Here is a 14926-nt window from a genome sequence, read left to right as displayed (position 1 = left end):
TTAGAACAGCAAATACGGAACAAGTCAGAATTGATAAATCGGGCAACGTCGGCATCGGGACGACAAACCCCCTTCAAAAACTCCAAGTTGCCGGAAGAATCAGAATAGACACTTGGACTGCCGACGGAGATACTGTAGTTTACAAGAGCGCTAGTGGCGATATTGGGCTTACCAGCTCCGATCTGCGCCTTAAAAAGAACCTAGAACCCCTTACAGGCGCGCTAGCCAAAATCACAAGCCTTAGCGGCTACCTCTACAACCCCGTAGAAGACTCTGATGGCAGTAAAAAGCGCTTAGGCCTTATTGCGCAAGACTTAATCGCCGTAGGACTTCCCGAAGCCACTTATACCTTTACAAATGAGGCAGGGGAGGAGTTTTACGGAATCCATTATGAGAAATTAACCGCATTATTGGTGGAGGGAATCAAAGAACAGAATCTTAAAATAAACGAGTTGGGAGATGCTGTCAAAAACCTCACGGATGCGCAACAACCCCTCGATATTTCCGAAACTAGTGAGATTTTAGCCTCCCAGAGTCGTGATATAGCTACTACTGTTGATGCTCTCACAAATAGAATCCTTGCCATGGAAAGTTATTTGGGAATCGGAGCAACTAATCCAGAATCCGTCTCGCCACCTGAAACCCCGTCGGATCTTTCGCTGTTTACAGTTGAGACCGACTTTGTATCGCTAGATCAAAACCTTGTCCTCTACAAAGATTTGTCAGTTCTTGGTAAGACCACTTTGGGAGATTTGTCACTCACTGGCGACCTATCAATTGGACTATTAACCATCAACGGTTTGGCAGAAGAGGGGGTATCCATCAACACTCTCTCGGGAGACTTGGTGTTGCAAAACTCTGTCAAAATTAGCAAAACCGGAAATCTGGAAATCGCCGAAGGGGTCATTGCGGGGAACGAGAGCTTTAGAGATGTAGTCAATGTTTCTGCCGAAATCACCGAAGTTGTTATTAGCAAAACTTGGGATACACCACCAACCACCATTACTGTTACGCCTTCCTACGAAACCACGGTTTGGGTAGAGGGTATTACCAAAGACGGGTTTACTATCAAGCTAGGGACTGCGCCAACGGCGGAGCAAAAATTGTATTGGATTGCAGTGTGGTAAACTAATTGACATTTATATGTATCAATGATTATAATCAAAACAACATATGAATCTTTTAACAAGGCAGATTGATTCCCAAATCAAATCCCACTTTAAAAACCGAAGGCAGATACTTCTGCTTTTAGGAGCGCGGCAAGTAGGCAAAACCACTTTGCTGAAAAGACTTTTTCCCGAGGCGCAATATTTTTTGCTGGACAACGACCCCGCGCGAAAAAACTTTGAAACTTATGATATCCATTCATATCGCCAATTTATCGGGTCGCAAAGCAGTAAAACCGTAATTATTGATGAAATCCAGTTACTGCCAGACCCCGGGCGCGCGGCGAAGATTATTTATGATCAAATGCCGAATGTACAACTTATTATCACGGGATCTTCCGCCCTAAATATCAAAAATACCGCGTCTGAAAGCCTTGCCGGGCGCAAAATAGACTACCAATTATTCCCTCTTACTTTTTCCGAATATTTGTATCAAACCAGAACAGAGGAGGAACTCCACGATAACTTTTTAGAAAGGCTGGTTTCCGGAAAATTATCCCCGTCAATTCATCAATTCGACCTTTCCGCAACTGTTGGCAGAATACTTACTTACGGTTTAAACCCGTATCTAGTCCAAAACCCGTCCGACTCTTTATATTTAAGCGAACTGGCGTCCTCGTCAATTTATAAAGACATTTTTGAGCTTAACCTAATTGAAAACCGCGCGGTAGCTTCTAATCTTCTAAAACTACTTGCCTATCAAATCGGCAATCTAATCAACTATTCCGAACTTGCCGCAAAACTTGGGGTTGACGCGAGAACAGTCCAGCGATACATATCCATTTTTGAGCAAAGCTTTATTCTCTTCCGTTTATACCCGTTCACAAGCAAAAGACGGGACGAAATAGGCAAGGCGCCAAAAATATATTTTTATGATCTTGGATTGAGAAATGCCGTAATAGAAGATTTCTCCAATCCATTTTTACGAAGGGATTTTGGAGCGATGTTTGAAAATTTTGTCATCGGCGAAATATTAAAACACAATGTATACAGCAACGCGGGATATAAATTAGCTTTTTGGCGCACTGTTCAAGGAGCCGAGGTTGATCTTGTTTTACATCAAGGCGAAGAAGTAATTGCCTGCGAAATAAAAACCGCAAAAGGAAGGGCTTGCTCCGCTTTTAATAACAGGTATCCCAATGCTAAAGTAAAATTGATTACCATAGATAATTTCTATTGATCAATAGGGGACTGCGCCAACGGCGGAGCAAAAATTGTATTGGATTGCAGTGTGGTAAAGTTCTGTTGGTTGTAGTATACTATTCATATATGCAAAGTATAAACAAACTAGATGTTCTGCTTAAACAATCGAAAAAGCTGTTCCACACCCAAGATCTTGAATTATTGTGGAACATAAACAATAAAAACACCTTGTATTCAACAATCAACAGGTATTTAAAAAAGGGTTACTTAATTCAGATATATCGCGGATTCTACTCCACTGTGGAATTAAACACTATTAACGCCACAGAATTAGGAACTTCCGCAATCCACGATTACTGCTACCTAAGCACAGAATCAGTGTTAGCAAAAGACGGCATCATCTTCCAAAGTGTCCCACATTTCACCTTTTGTTCATCAAAGAATAAAAAAATTAATATTAACGGAACATCATTTATTAGTCGGAAATTAAAACCTGCCTTTTTATTCCAAAGCGCAGGTATCTTGGAACAACAAAACTACAAAGAAGCCAGTCCCGAGAGAGCGGTTGCGGATATGCTTTATTTTAACTCCAAATATCATTTTGACTTAAGAAACGCCATTGACTGGGAAAGAGTCAAAACCATCCAAAAGGAGGTGGGGTATATATGATTTTACCAAGTCCAAAAGAAGCTTTGCATAGGAGCCAGTTACACAAAATACTAATAGAAATTGCGGACAGCCCTCAACTTTCCAAAGCTCTTATATTTAAAGGGGGGACATGCGCCGCTATGCAAGATTATTTGGACAGGTTTTCCGTTGATTTGGATTTTGACTTAAAGCAAGAAACTCCAAAAGACTTTGTAAGGACGGCGCTGGAAGAGATTTTTAAAAAACTAGATTTTAACATTAAAAACAGAAACAAGTCCACGGTACAGTATGTGTTAAAATATTCAGCTCCAAAAGAGTTGCGCAACACTTTAAAATTTGACGCCGTTGGATTCGCTTTAGATTCTGATGTTTTTAAACCCACTTATTTAGCGGATATTGATAGATATCTTACTTGTCAAACAATAGATACTATGTTTGCTCACAAATTGGTGGCGGTTCTGGATCGCTACACTAAACACGGGACCGTGGCAGGTAGAGATATATACGATATATATTATTTTTTTGTCAACGGATATCCCTACAACAAAAAAGTGATTGAGCAAAGGACTTCTTTGAACACTTTGGATTATTTAAAAAAACTTAAAGAATTCGTTGAATCAAAGGTTACCTCTTCGGTAATTGATGAAGATCTAAACATGTTAATGCCTCTTGCAAGGTTTTCTTCTATAAGAAAAGCTTTAAAAAGCGAGGTTTTGAGTTTGCTTAGAGATGAGATTGCACGACTATAATTCCTTCAAACATTTGGAAAGTAAAAAACCAATCTACGACACATTTTGTTGCCCGTACTGCCAAAGCAAAAGCTTTGTGAGGCGGGGTTTTAGGCAAAAAAAGTACGAAAAAATTCAGCTTTACCTCTGTCAAAGCTGTGGAAGAACTTTTACCCCGCAAAAAAATTTAGGCAAACACTATCCGCTGGAGACTGTTTTTAACGCGTTGAGCCTCTATAATCTGGGGCATTCGTTGGAAGGGACTTGTACAATAATAAATTCTAAACCCGAAACCCTAAATCCTAAACAAACTCAAAATATGAATGCTCAAAACACAAAACAAAAAGATTTGGAACATTCTAATTTGGAAAATTTGGATTTATCTAGAATTTCGAATTTAGATATTAGATTTTCCCTTCAGCCGTCGACGGTCTCGGCCTGGTTGATGGAATTTGGGGAATATTGCAAATATCAACGGATGCGAGAGTTTGTGGTAAAAAAGTACGAGCCGAAAAACACCGTAGTTACAGCAACGCTTGCTCACCGCCAGCTTTATCGCTACCGCTTTCACCGCGCTAAATGCGCTCTGATGATTCAAGAGGAATACGCTCACCGCAAATTTGCCCCCTTAAAAGAATTTTTGGAACTTGTGCCTTCGGAATGCCCCCATCAATACTTTGCCAGCGAGGGCGGATGTAGGGCATCGGAGGCGCCCATCACATTTTCCAAAAAGCAGATGATTGTTCGCAGTAAAGTCAACTATGCTGTTAAATTATGCCAATTCATCTTACAAAGTGTCAAAGCTCGTACTATGCGACACGAGGCGGTGCAAAAATTCTTTTTATTCAACGACTCCGTGACCGTGGCAACCGAAGTGCCAGTTTACATCACTCGCGAGGATTTGTTGCATATGCAGACACAACTTGGCTTCGAGATTTTTAACAAAATTTCGGTAAGGGAGGGACAGGGATCAGAAGATAGGGGCAATGTCGGCACCGGGACGGTCAGCCAGTCACAAAGTCCCGATAGGGACGATTTGCAGAAGCAAGGTGCAACACCGGCAATGGGACAAGGATCAGAAGATATAAGCAATGTCGGCACTGGGCTCCCAAAGCTTATTACCGGACACATAGACCTCGTTCAAATTCGTAATGGGCAAATTCATATCCTAGATTACAAGCCCAACGCCGCCAAAGAACAGCCAATTGACCAACTTACCATATACGCGATGGCGCTCTCACGGTTGACGGGATTACGACTGTTTGAATTTAAATGCGCCTGGTTTGATGAAAAAGACTATTTTGAATTTTATCCCTTGCATGTTTTGTATAAACCGTCTAAAACAAGAAGAAGGAAGACGGTAACTACGATAGAAGGTAAATACCATATCAATGAGGAGGAGAAGAAGGTTATTGAGGTAAGACCAGGTAAATTGTAAAACTATGATTAAATACTACCCAAGAAGACCGGTTAAAAGTTTTCAGGATTTAGAAATTTACCAAAAACTTCTGGCAAATGGGGTTATGGTGGTAAAGGCTGTCAATGATTGTCAGACCACGCCACTACTTGAGGAATTGATTAAAAACCCCCTGATAAAATATGTAGTGGATTTACCTCGTCTCATAGCTAAAGCTCACTCAATCCGTTTTGACGATTTTAAAGGGTCTCAAGAAACTTTGGAGCTTGCGATGCTAAATTGTAATTTAGCGGTGGTGCATTTGGAGTTGTTTAGAGATCTTGTCCGTCCCGGTGCCGGAGTTGCCCCTGTCTTGGACAGCCAGTCACATTCCGAAATTATAAAATCCTATCTAACAGTAAGGTACAAAATCCTGCACCTGCAAAAAACCTGGCAGAAGTTTAAGGAGGGGGTTTAAAAATGCAAAAATACGAAAATTTGTTAGTTTACAGGCTAGCAACAACAATTTACGATGCCAACGATGCGTTTTGCCAAAAATATTTAAAAACCTTTGCATTTAAAAGAACTGTAGAACAAATGGTTCAAGCAGCAAGGAGTTGCAAACAGAACATTGTGGAAGGTGTTTTAGAGAAAAGTTGTGAAAGCAAATTAAAACTTGTTAGCGTTGCTCGCGCCAGTTTTGGTGAATTGCTAGAAGATTACAAAGATTTTTTGCGTATTAACAAACTTACCCTTTGGGATAAAAACGACCCCCGTGTTTTAAAAATTCGTTCTTTTAAAGAAGAAGTTGCAAATTCGACTAATTTGTCCAATTTGACCAATTGGTGCAATTTGTCTTTGGAAAAACCAGAAGACTCTGCAAACATAATGGTTTGTTTGATCTACAAAGAAACCTATTTACTAGATAATTTTTATAGGTCGTTAGAAGAGGAATTTGTAAAAAATGGGGGATTTAGAGAAAACCTGTTTAAAAAGCGTTTAGATTACAAAAACAAATCGGTCTAATTAAAGAATTGGTCTAATTTGACTAATTTGACTAATTAGTCTAATTTGATAAGAAGAAGTTTAGGAAAATATAAGAAAATGCACCAAACAAAGTTATTTACCAAAACCAAAAGAGAGACGCCTAAAGACGAAACTAGCATTAACGCCAAATTGCTCATCCGCGGGGGTTTTATCCATAAAGAAATGGCGGGGGTGTATAGCTTTTTGCCTTTAGGTCTGATTGTTCTCAATAAAATCATCCAGATCATTCGAGAAGAAATGAATGCCATTGGGGGCCAAGAGATTTTAATGAGTAGTTTGCAGGATCCAGCAGTGTGGAAGGCTAGCGGGCGTTGGGATGACAAAGTAGTGGACTCATGGTTTAAAACAAAACTTGTCAACGGTTCAGAGGTGGGGCTTTCATTTACCCACGAAGAGCCCTTGGCAAGACTTATGACAAGTCATATTAATTCTTATAAAGACTTGCCATGTTTTGTGTATCAATTTCAGACAAAATACCGCAACGAAAAAAGGGCTCAAGGTGGATTGCTTCGCACTCGCGAATTTATGATGAAAGATCTGTATTCCTTTACTGCGGATGATTCTCAACTAGATGAATTTTACGAATTAGCAAAGCAAGCCTATACTAAAATTTTTGACCGACTGGGAATTGGGGAGAAAACATATTTTACTTTGGCAAGTGGGGGATCTTTTAGTAAATATTCCCACGAATATCAAACTGTTTGTGAGGCGGGAGAAGATAGGATATACATTGACAAAGAAAAGGGTACTGCAATTAATAAAGAGATCTATGGAGAGGAAGGTTTTTCGGGTGACACCCCAAAACAGACAAATGCCTTTAGGGGTGTCACCCGGAAAGAAAAAGACAAAACAGCAGAATTTGTTAATTCCATTGAGGTTGGGAACATTTTTAAACAGGGAACTAGATTTACCGAACCCATGAGGTTGTTCTTTACAGACGAAGACGGCTCAAAGAAGCCAGTAATTGCTGGGGCTTATGGTATTGGAGTAGGTAGGTTAATGGGAACCATTGTGGAGTTATGTCACGACGAAAACGGAATTATCTGGCCCGAAAATATTGCCCCATTTAAATACCATATTCTTTGTGATAACAATCACCCCGAAGCTGTCAAGCAGTCTAATGTTTTGTATGCTAAGTTGATTAGCGAAGGAAACGATGCGTTGCTAGATGACCGCGAAGAATCTTTAGCGGTAAAGATAAAGGACGCCGACCTCATTGGTTGTCCCACGAGGATAATTGTGTCAGAAAAGTCGCTTAGGCAGGGGGGGGCGGAAGTAAAGAAAAGAGAAGAATCTTTTGGGGAGACACCCCTAAAGGCAAGGGATGGTTTTGGGGTGTCTCCCCGAAAAAAGCCAATATGCGTAAAAATACATTCATAAATATATCCCTTGTGGGGGATAAGGAAATTCACCAGCTCAATAAAAAACACCTCAAGCGTGACTATGCGACAGATGTTTTGTCTTTTAACATGAACGAAGAACTGCCCGATGGAAGATATTATTTGGGGGATGTAATTGTCAACTTAGACAAAGCCTCTACCCAAGCGTTGGAAAATCATCAGTCGTTGGAACAAGAAGTAGCGCGGTTGGTGGAGCATGGGGTGAAGCATTTGTTGGGGGTGCATCATGAAGGAGATAGTTAGCTCAGAAGCTATGCTTATAATTGGTTTGGGGAATAAAGAGAGAAAATATGAAAAGACTCGCCATAATGCGGGTCATCTGTTTGCGGATTTTTTAAACTGTTTTTCGGGTGAAAAAGGCATTAAAACCAACTGTTTTATGAACCAGTCGGGAGGAGAAGTTTTAAGAATTTTGGGGAGACATTCTCATTCGGGACGAACCCTCCGCTTTACTTCGGGATCGTCCCGTCAGGGACTGGATGATCTAAGGGGTCGAACCCCTATGAAAAATGCATTCGATCCCCCGCCCGCCTCGCTACGCGAAGCGTTGCGGGCAGGTGTATTGGGGTTCGACCCCAATGATGACTTTGTCATTGTCCATGACGATATGGATATTCCCTTGGGTAAGTTCAAAATTTCCTTTGGAGTTAGCGCTAGCGGTCACAAAGGAGTTTTATCAATCATCGAAGAATTAGGCACAAGGGACTTTTGGAGAATAAGAATTGGGGTGGCGCCACATCACTACAATCATCACGAACAAAAAGCCGAGGATTTTGTGCTAAACGATTTTAACCCCGAGGAGTTAGAGGAATTGCAAAGAGTGTTCGAAAGAATTGTAAAGAACCCAATCTTTAAAGGAATTTAGAGGAATTTATGGGGATTTAGGGGAGACACCCCAAAACAATTCCTTGCCTTTAGGGGTGTCTCCCCGAAAGATTCGAGCAGGTTGGTTTTAAGTGTTTCTAGAAGCATTTACCTATTGTATCTCTTGTCCCTTTTAATTTTAGCTAATTTTTCTTTGTCTTTGAGTCGTCTTGTCACAGAAGGCTTGATGTAAAACTGCCTTTCTTTGACTTCGTCAATAATTCCCTCTTCTTGGATAATGCGATTAAAACGCCTTAGCGCTTGCTCAATCGTCTCACCCGATTCAATATTTATTTTTACCATGGTTTTTTAAAATACGACCTCCTTTGATGTTAAATTTAGTTGGTTAAAGATTATAACAAATTACGATTTTAAACAAGAGGTTGCTAAAAATCCAAGGCGTGTTAATAATTATAGGGTGTTCTATACCAAATACCGCCCCAAAAATTTTAGCGAGTTTTTAGGTTCTGCATCGCTGTCAACAGCAATTCTTTCGGCGATCGCGACAAAAAACTTTGCCCACGCCTACTTTTTTTATGGACCTCGGGGGTCGGGAAAGACGACAATGGCAAGGCTTTTGGCGAAGGCATTGAATTGCGAAAACATTGGGGAACATAGGGGTCGAACCCCTAAGAAGGCACCCGATCTTTCATTGGGGTTCGACCCCGATAAACACGATCCCTGCGGAGAATGTCCAACCTGTAAAGCTATCGAAAACGGCAGTTTTATTGATGTGATAGAAATTGACGCCGCCAGCAACCGCGGAATAGATGACATTAGAACTCTGCGGGATCGCATAATTTTGTCGCCCGCTCAAGCAAAATACAAGGTCTACATTATTGACGAGGTGCACATGTTAACTGCCGAGGCCTTTAACGCTCTTTTAAAAACCCTAGAAGAGCCGCCAAAGCACGCTGTCTTTGTTTTGTGTACTACCGAAAGTAGAAAAGTCCCCGATACTATCAGAAGCCGATGCCAAAAGTTTGAATTTAAGCGGGCTTCCATCATAGATATCACGAAAAAGCTGGAACGCATTATCACTGCCGAAAAAAAAGAGGGAACGCCAATTCCCGATTTAACAGATGGCGACCTTAAAAAAATTGCTCAAGCCTCGCAAGGGGGCTTTAGAGACTCCGAAACCATGCTGGAGCAGGTGGTTTTTGGCAAGGTGACGGTGGACGATTTGGTTGTTACATCAGATTCGGATCAATTTATTGATTTTCTTCTAAATTTATCAACTGGAAATGCTAAAGCGGGGGTTTTATACCTAGAGAAAATTTTTGAAGGTGGAATTACCGCCGAAAACTGGGTGGATAATTTTTTGGAGTTTTTGAAAGCATTGCTGATGGAAAAGTTGGGGGTGGGGGAGACGGAATTTGCCAAAGAGGGGCTGGAGAAGGTCTCAATAGAATTTATTTCAACTGTTATCAAGAAATTTCTGGAGGCAAAAGGGCAGATTCGTTACGCCTCGGTGGGACATTTGCCGTTGTTAGTAGCCACTGTTGATTTTAAGAAAGAAGAAACAGAGGAGGCGGGCGGGTACTTTGGGGAGACACCCCAAAAACAGGATCCCAATGCCTTTAGGGGTGTCTCCCCGAAAAAAGAGACAATAGGGGTAGTACCCGATCGAATTGGAAAAGCCCCGTTTACCAAAGAGGCGCTTTACGAAGCGGTAAGACCTAGAAACCACTCGGTTGAGGCGCTACTGCGCTCTTGCAAGATTGTGGGGATTGATAAAGACCGTTTAATTGTCGAGGCTTTTTACTCTTTTCACAAAGAAAGGCTGTCGGTTCCATCCAGCCGTAGAATTGTCGAGGATGCCGCATCGGAAATTTTGGGTAGACCGGTTTTGCTTGCCGTGGTGTTGGGCAAAAAATTGCCGGTAGAAAAGGATTTAAGCGACAAAAATATAGAACCCGAGCAGTCGGAGTCAACAAAAGCAAAAGAAGCCTGGGAGGTGTTTGATGGAGAGGTTCCTGTATGAAGTTACCAAAACCCTTACAAAATCTAAAAGACTCTTTTGAGAAATTGCCTGGAATTGGTCCTAAAACTGCCGAGCGACTCACTTTTCACTTATTGCGCGTCCCGCAAGCTGATTTGGATTTGTTTTCCAGTTCTGTTAGTAATTTAAAACAAACCAAAATCTGCTCCATTTGCAAAAATGTTGGGGAAAACGATATTTGCGCCGTTTGCTCCGATCTTACTCGCGATAAAAACACCATTTTGGTGGTACAATCCCCGTTAGATGTACTGGCTTTTGAAAAATCGGGTTATCGTGGCGTTTATCATGTCTTGCATGGATCCATCAATCCAATAGCGGGCATAGGACCCGAGGAGCTGTTTATTGACGACCTGGTTGAGAGAGTTTTTTGGGGAGAAGAAATTATTATTGCCACTAATCCCGATTTGGAAGGAGAAGCCACCGCTCTTTACATCAAAGAAAAGCTTAGTAACATAGAGGGCGTCAAAATCACCCGAATTGGGAGGGGGTTGCCGACGGGGGCGGATATTGAATATGCCGATGAGACAACTTTAAAGAGAGCCCTCGAAGGTCGAACCGTCAGCTAGTGGTTTAGAGGAATTTATGAATAAATTGCAACTTTACAACTCGCTTACGGGAAAAAAAGAGGAATTCGTTTCAATTGTACCCAACCATGTAGGGTTGTATACCTGTGGTCCGACGGTTTATAACTATGCCCATATTGGAAATCTCCGTACCTATATTTTTAACGACCTACTGGTTCGAGCATTAACCTATTTTGGCTACCAAGTAAAACGAGTAATGAATGTAACCGATGTGGGACATCTTACTGGCGATGGTGACATGGGGATGGACAAAGTAGAGAAAGCCTCTGCCGAAAAAAATATGACCGCATGGGAATTATCTGAATTCTACCTCAAGGCGTTTAAGAGCGATATGGCACGGCTCAACTTGCTTCCCCCAACTGTGTGGGAAAAAGCCACCGATACCGTTCCTGAACAAATTAGTCTCATCTCTCAATTAGAAGAAAAAGGTCTAACCTACAAAACAAGTGATGGAATTTACTTCGATACTAAAAAATTTCCCGAGTATGGTCAGATGTCGTCTTTGCGAGACTCTGGAATCATCGAAGGGGCTCGTGTAGATGTCAATCCCGAAAGAAAGAATCCTCGCGACTTTGCTTTGTGGAAGTTTAATATCTCTGGAAAAAAGCGCGCTATGGAATGGGATTCGCCGTGGGGAATTGGTTTTCCGGGGTGGCACATTGAGTGTTCGGCGATTTCGCTTAAGCATTTGGGTGCCCCATTTGATATTCACACTGGCGCAATTGATCATAAGGAAATTCACCATCCTAACGAAATTGCCCAAACCGAAGTGGCAACTGGTCGCAAAATGGCAAATTATTGGCTCCACGCGGGTTTTTTAAATGCCGAAAAAGAAGAAAAAATGGCAAAATCCGCGGGGAATTTTTTGACTTTGCAAACTCTAATTGATAAAGGTTATGACCCCTTGGCTTACAAATTATATACTTACAGCTCCCATTGGAGGCAAACTATCGCTTTTTCCTGGGAGGCACTTGATGCGAGTAGTAAAGCGTTAGAAAAATTGTATGGTTTTGTTTCTGGGAATTGGCCGAATTTGACTAATTTGTCTAATTGGTCTAATTTGGCAAATTTTTTCGAGAAAAAATTTGCTAATGCTTTAGCTGACGATCTAAACATGCCTAAAGTTATGGCGGTAGTTTGGGAGCTCGTCAACGAGTCCAAAAAGAACGGTTACCAGTCGCAGGCTGTACAAAAGCTTTTAGAATGGGACAAAGTTTTGGGATTAAATCTGGATCAGGATGACTTTGTCAAAGAGATTCCGCAAGAAGCAAAAAAACTAATTGCCCAGCGGGATCGCGCAAGAGCCAGCAAAAACTATGCTCTAGCGGATAGTTTAAGAAAACAGTTAGAGGCGTTAGGTGTCAAAGTACAGGACAAGTAGATTACCAGGCACAAGCGCATGGTACTGTATAAACAAGTTTGTTTCTAGCAGGAATTTACCCCACACTTCAACTCACTATATTCCTATTTCTCAATACTGTGCTAAAATTCTCTCGTGATAAAAAAGAAGAATAAGCGGTTAAAAATATATGCTTTTATAGACAGCCAGAACTTAAGGTTTTTTTAGAGCTTTATAGGAATAATGTTGAGTGGAAATGAAAGTGGGGGGCGTTTCAATATACCACTTGAGTATATCAGCGTTTCCCCCTCATGATTGGTGTTATTTTTGCAAATTAGTTTTAGTTTGTCAACTGCTTTGTTATGTCTACAAATCTGTCAATTGGAATGGATTCGACAAGCTCGTTATTTAATTTACCTAACATATGAGTTTGTCCGTGGGGATTGTGGGGTTGCCCAATGTGGGAAAAAGCACTTTATTTAACGCTATTTTAAAGCGTCAAATAGCCTGTGTTGCTAATTACCCTTTTGCTACTATTGAGCCGAACACGGGAGTCGTCGAAGTTTTAGATAGTCGGGTTGACAAATTGGCAGAACTTTCGCACTCTGCCAAAAAAGTGTACTCAACTATCACATTTATAGACATCGCTGGTCTGGTCAAAGGTGCATCCACTGGCGCGGGATTGGGAAACAAGTTTTTAGCCCATATCAGGGAAGTCGACCTAATCCTTCTACTTCTAAGAGATTTTGAGGACGCGGAAATTATTCGAGAGGGCTCTATCAATCCAGAAAGCGATAGGGAGGTGCTACTCACGGAATTAAAGCTAAAGGATTTGGAGATTTTATCAAAGGTCGTGGACTCAAAGGAGATTAGGAAGAAAGGGGGTAGTACCCCTGCGGGGTACTACCCCAATGTTTTGAAAAAAGCTGTGGGGGTTCTCGATGCAGGGAAATTATTGGCGAACGGGAAGTGGACCAAAGAAGAATTGGAGGAATTACAAGGGTTTAATTTGCTAACCTTAAAACCTATTTTACCTGTGCTAAATGTTTCTGAGGATTCAATCGGGTTCGTCCCAAATGGGACGAACCCGGATGAAATGAGATCGTCCCGTATGAAAGTATCCGCCAAGATTGAATTTGAACTCTCGTCATTGTCAACTGTAGATCGAAATGCTTATCTTACCGACTTAGGACTCACCGAAGCGCCCCTTGACGGAGTCATTCGTCAAGCTTATAAAATGTTGGGGCTTTCCACATTTCTAACCACAGGGGAAAAAGAAAGCCGAGCCTGGAAATTTAAACAAGGCTGGAACGCCCAAAAATGCGCTGGTGTTATCCATAGCGACTTTGAAAGATTATTTATTGCAGTAGATGTCATTTCCTATCAAAAATACATCGAAGCCGGCAGTTGGGGTAAAGCTAAAGAGAAAGGAATGGCAAGGTTGGAGGGGAAGGAATACTTAGTCAAAGATGGAGATGTGGTGGAGTTTAGGGTGGGGAGGGGATAAAAATTTTAAATTTCTAATTACTAATTTCTAATATCTAAACAAATCCCAATTCTCAAATTCCAAATTACAAATAAAACAAAAAAACGAACCCTCCCAAAATGTCCCAAGTGGCGGACTTTCTGGAAGGGTCTTTGGGCTATCTGACGAGTGGGAGGAAGTATTGCTTCTCCCAGAAGCGGGCGTTGTAGCGGGTTTGGTGTTGTGATGTCAGCCGTACCCAGTACTGCCCGGGGTCGAGGGTTAGAGTATAGCGGCGGATGACGATCCCGCCACCTATGATGGGTTCGGATCCAGCGTCAATGCTGGAATTCCAGTTGACTGTCGCGGACGCCTCTGCATCGCAGAAGTTCTGGATGGACCCCTCGATGGGTCCCTCGAGGCTGTCGTAGCTCAACTCTAGCCCATATGTCCGTTTCCGCCCGGGCGGGACGGTCCTCGTGAACCAATCCCCCAAGTCGGCGGGGCTGATGGACAAGTAGTGCATCGTCCCGCGATCCGGTTCAACCGCAGTCGCCTGTTTGCAGGTGTCGTTGGGCTCGTACTTATCGGGCCCGTAGTCAATCTGCGTGTCCTCTTGTGAGGTGACAAGGGTGTGATGACCGGAGAGAGCAAACTGGACGACAAGGTGTCCGGCCCGAGTGGGCTTGGCATAGGCCCGAAGTGCGAAAGTTTCGCCCGGAGCAAGGGCGGGCAATTCGCATCTCGTAAGTCCCATGTCATCGTAGCAGGTGACATTGGCATTCATTATTGCAATGCCATCGGCACCTGTGTTGTTGTACAGGATGCCGATCTCAAGAGTGGCGAGGTTTTGGACCTCGTCCGAGCGATTCGTTACCTCGGCGACCCAATCTACGATCCCCGCCGTTTTTGAGATTCCGATGGGGATTTCGATGCGCTTTGGCGTTTCGACATAGAGCCCAAGCGGGCTGTTGGGTGAGGCTACGGTGCTGATGGGGTAGGGGAACATCAGAAAAACTACGACGAGCAGAACGAACAACGATTTGTGAAACATGGGAACACTCCTTTTTGTGTGGTAGGGGGATTATGCTTTGGGACAGTCCCAAAACTAGGAGAATTATACCACAACAAACAAAAGCTTGCT

The 14926-nt window shown here is 42.3% G+C and carries 16 protein-coding genes; 14 read left to right on the top strand and 2 right to left on the bottom strand.

Annotation, left to right across the window (positions count from 1 at the left end; translation table 11 throughout):
• The 10 genes from KKF75_03840 to KKF75_03795 form a co-directional block, all read left to right on the top strand.
• Positions 1-1127: tail fiber domain-containing protein (locus KKF75_03840; GenBank protein ID MBU4381322.1), on the top strand; the 1127-nt coding region annotated here is incomplete at its 5' end.
• A gap of 46 nt (positions 1128-1173) precedes the next feature.
• Positions 1174-2346 carry an ATP-binding protein gene (locus KKF75_03835; GenBank protein MBU4381321.1) on the top strand — a complete coding sequence of 391 codons (1173 nt, stop codon included), beginning with the start codon at positions 1174-1176 and terminating at the stop codon, positions 2344-2346.
• 89 nt (positions 2347-2435) lie between these two features.
• Positions 2436-2978, top strand: coding sequence for a type IV toxin-antitoxin system AbiEi family antitoxin domain-containing protein (locus KKF75_03830; GenBank protein ID MBU4381320.1), 543 nt, complete (start codon positions 2436-2438; stop codon positions 2976-2978).
• Positions 2975-3706, top strand: a complete 732-nt coding sequence (locus KKF75_03825; GenBank protein ID MBU4381319.1) for a nucleotidyl transferase AbiEii/AbiGii toxin family protein — start codon at positions 2975-2977, stop codon at positions 3704-3706. Before KKF75_03830 ends, KKF75_03825 begins: the two co-directional genes overlap by 4 nt.
• A gap of 13 nt (positions 3707-3719) precedes the next feature.
• Entirely contained in the window at positions 3720-5123 is a 1404-nt protein-coding gene (locus tag KKF75_03820; protein MBU4381318.1) for a PD-(D/E)XK nuclease family protein, read from the top strand.
• Positions 5124-5127: 4 nt separating this feature from the next.
• Entirely contained in the window at positions 5128-5559 is a 432-nt protein-coding gene (locus KKF75_03815; protein ID MBU4381317.1) for a hypothetical protein, read from the top strand.
• A 2-nt stretch (positions 5560-5561) separates the two neighbouring features.
• Positions 5562-6107, top strand: a complete 546-nt coding sequence (locus KKF75_03810; GenBank protein ID MBU4381316.1) for a four helix bundle suffix domain-containing protein — start codon at positions 5562-5564, stop codon at positions 6105-6107.
• A 78-nt stretch (positions 6108-6185) separates the two neighbouring features.
• Positions 6186-7508, top strand: a complete 1323-nt coding sequence (locus KKF75_03805; GenBank protein MBU4381315.1) for a prolyl-tRNA synthetase — start codon at positions 6186-6188, stop codon at positions 7506-7508.
• A complete protein-coding gene (gene ybeY / locus KKF75_03800) occupies positions 7487-7771 on the top strand; it encodes an rRNA maturation RNase YbeY (GenBank protein ID MBU4381314.1) in 285 nt (94 codons plus the stop codon). Before KKF75_03805 ends, ybeY begins: the two co-directional genes overlap by 22 nt.
• Positions 7755-8393, top strand: a complete 639-nt coding sequence (locus KKF75_03795) for an aminoacyl-tRNA hydrolase (protein ID MBU4381313.1) — start codon at positions 7755-7757, stop codon at positions 8391-8393. Before ybeY ends, KKF75_03795 begins: the two co-directional genes overlap by 17 nt.
• A 107-nt stretch (positions 8394-8500) precedes the next feature.
• Here the strand turns inward: KKF75_03795 and rpsU are convergent, their stop codons facing one another.
• The gene (gene rpsU / locus KKF75_03790) at positions 8501-8695 is read right to left on the bottom strand and encodes a 30S ribosomal protein S21 (protein MBU4381312.1); all 195 of its coding nucleotides are present in this window, start codon (positions 8693-8695) and stop codon (positions 8501-8503) included.
• A 115-nt stretch (positions 8696-8810) separates the two neighbouring features.
• Here rpsU and dnaX point away from each other — a divergent pair, with 115 nt between their 5' ends.
• From dnaX to ychF, 4 genes are all read left to right on the top strand, one after another.
• Positions 8811-10376 (top strand): DNA polymerase III subunit gamma/tau, encoded by a 1566-nt coding sequence (dnaX, locus tag KKF75_03785; GenBank protein MBU4381311.1) that lies wholly within the window; start codon positions 8811-8813, stop codon positions 10374-10376.
• Positions 10373-10960, top strand: coding sequence for a recombination mediator RecR (gene recR, locus KKF75_03780; protein MBU4381310.1), 588 nt, complete (start codon positions 10373-10375; stop codon positions 10958-10960). Before dnaX ends, recR begins: the two co-directional genes overlap by 4 nt.
• Positions 10961-10976: 16 nt before the next feature.
• Positions 10977-12359, top strand: coding sequence for a cysteine--tRNA ligase (cysS, locus tag KKF75_03775; GenBank protein ID MBU4381309.1), 1383 nt, complete (start codon positions 10977-10979; stop codon positions 12357-12359).
• A gap of 382 nt (positions 12360-12741) precedes the next feature.
• Positions 12742-13824, top strand: a complete 1083-nt coding sequence (gene ychF, locus KKF75_03770) for a redox-regulated ATPase YchF (protein MBU4381308.1) — start codon at positions 12742-12744, stop codon at positions 13822-13824.
• A 136-nt stretch (positions 13825-13960) separates the two neighbouring features.
• Here ychF and KKF75_03765 read toward each other — a convergent pair whose 3' ends face one another.
• Complete coding sequence (locus tag KKF75_03765) at positions 13961-14836, bottom strand: hypothetical protein (GenBank protein MBU4381307.1); 876 nt, start codon at positions 14834-14836, stop codon at positions 13961-13963.
• Between the last annotated feature and the right edge of the window lie 90 nt (positions 14837-14926).

The organism is Patescibacteria group bacterium, assembly GCA_018896215.1.
GTDB lineage: Bacteria > Patescibacteriota > WWE3 > 0-14-0-20-40-13 > 0-14-0-20-40-13 > JAHINB01.
Note: the sequence above shows the minus strand (reverse complement) of the source record. Positions and strands in the feature narration are given on the sequence as shown.

Excerpts from the sequence above, each read along its gene's own strand:
- KKF75_03835 (MBU4381321.1), top strand. The coding sequence starts at position 1,174 with ATGAATCTTTTAACAAGGCAGATTGATTCCCAAATCAAATCCCACTTT.
- KKF75_03830 (MBU4381320.1), top strand. The coding sequence starts at position 2,436 with ATGCAAAGTATAAACAAACTAGATGTTCTGCTTAAACAATCGAAAAAG.
- KKF75_03825 (MBU4381319.1), top strand. The coding sequence starts at position 2,975 with ATGATTTTACCAAGTCCAAAAGAAGCTTTGCATAGGAGCCAGTTACAC.
- KKF75_03815 (MBU4381317.1), top strand. The coding sequence starts at position 5,128 with ATGATTAAATACTACCCAAGAAGACCGGTTAAAAGTTTTCAGGATTTA.
- KKF75_03810 (MBU4381316.1), top strand. The coding sequence starts at position 5,562 with ATGCAAAAATACGAAAATTTGTTAGTTTACAGGCTAGCAACAACAATT.
- KKF75_03805 (MBU4381315.1), top strand. The coding sequence starts at position 6,186 with ATGCACCAAACAAAGTTATTTACCAAAACCAAAAGAGAGACGCCTAAA.
- ybeY (MBU4381314.1), top strand. The coding sequence starts at position 7,487 with ATGCGTAAAAATACATTCATAAATATATCCCTTGTGGGGGATAAGGAA.
- KKF75_03795 (MBU4381313.1), top strand. The coding sequence starts at position 7,755 with ATGAAGGAGATAGTTAGCTCAGAAGCTATGCTTATAATTGGTTTGGGG.
- rpsU (MBU4381312.1), bottom strand. The coding sequence starts at position 8,695 with ATGGTAAAAATAAATATTGAATCGGGTGAGACGATTGAGCAAGCGCTA.
- recR (MBU4381310.1), top strand. The coding sequence starts at position 10,373 with ATGAAGTTACCAAAACCCTTACAAAATCTAAAAGACTCTTTTGAGAAA.
- cysS (MBU4381309.1), top strand. The coding sequence starts at position 10,977 with ATGAATAAATTGCAACTTTACAACTCGCTTACGGGAAAAAAAGAGGAA.
- ychF (MBU4381308.1), top strand. The coding sequence starts at position 12,742 with ATGAGTTTGTCCGTGGGGATTGTGGGGTTGCCCAATGTGGGAAAAAGC.
- KKF75_03765 (MBU4381307.1), bottom strand. The coding sequence starts at position 14,836 with ATGTTTCACAAATCGTTGTTCGTTCTGCTCGTCGTAGTTTTTCTGATG.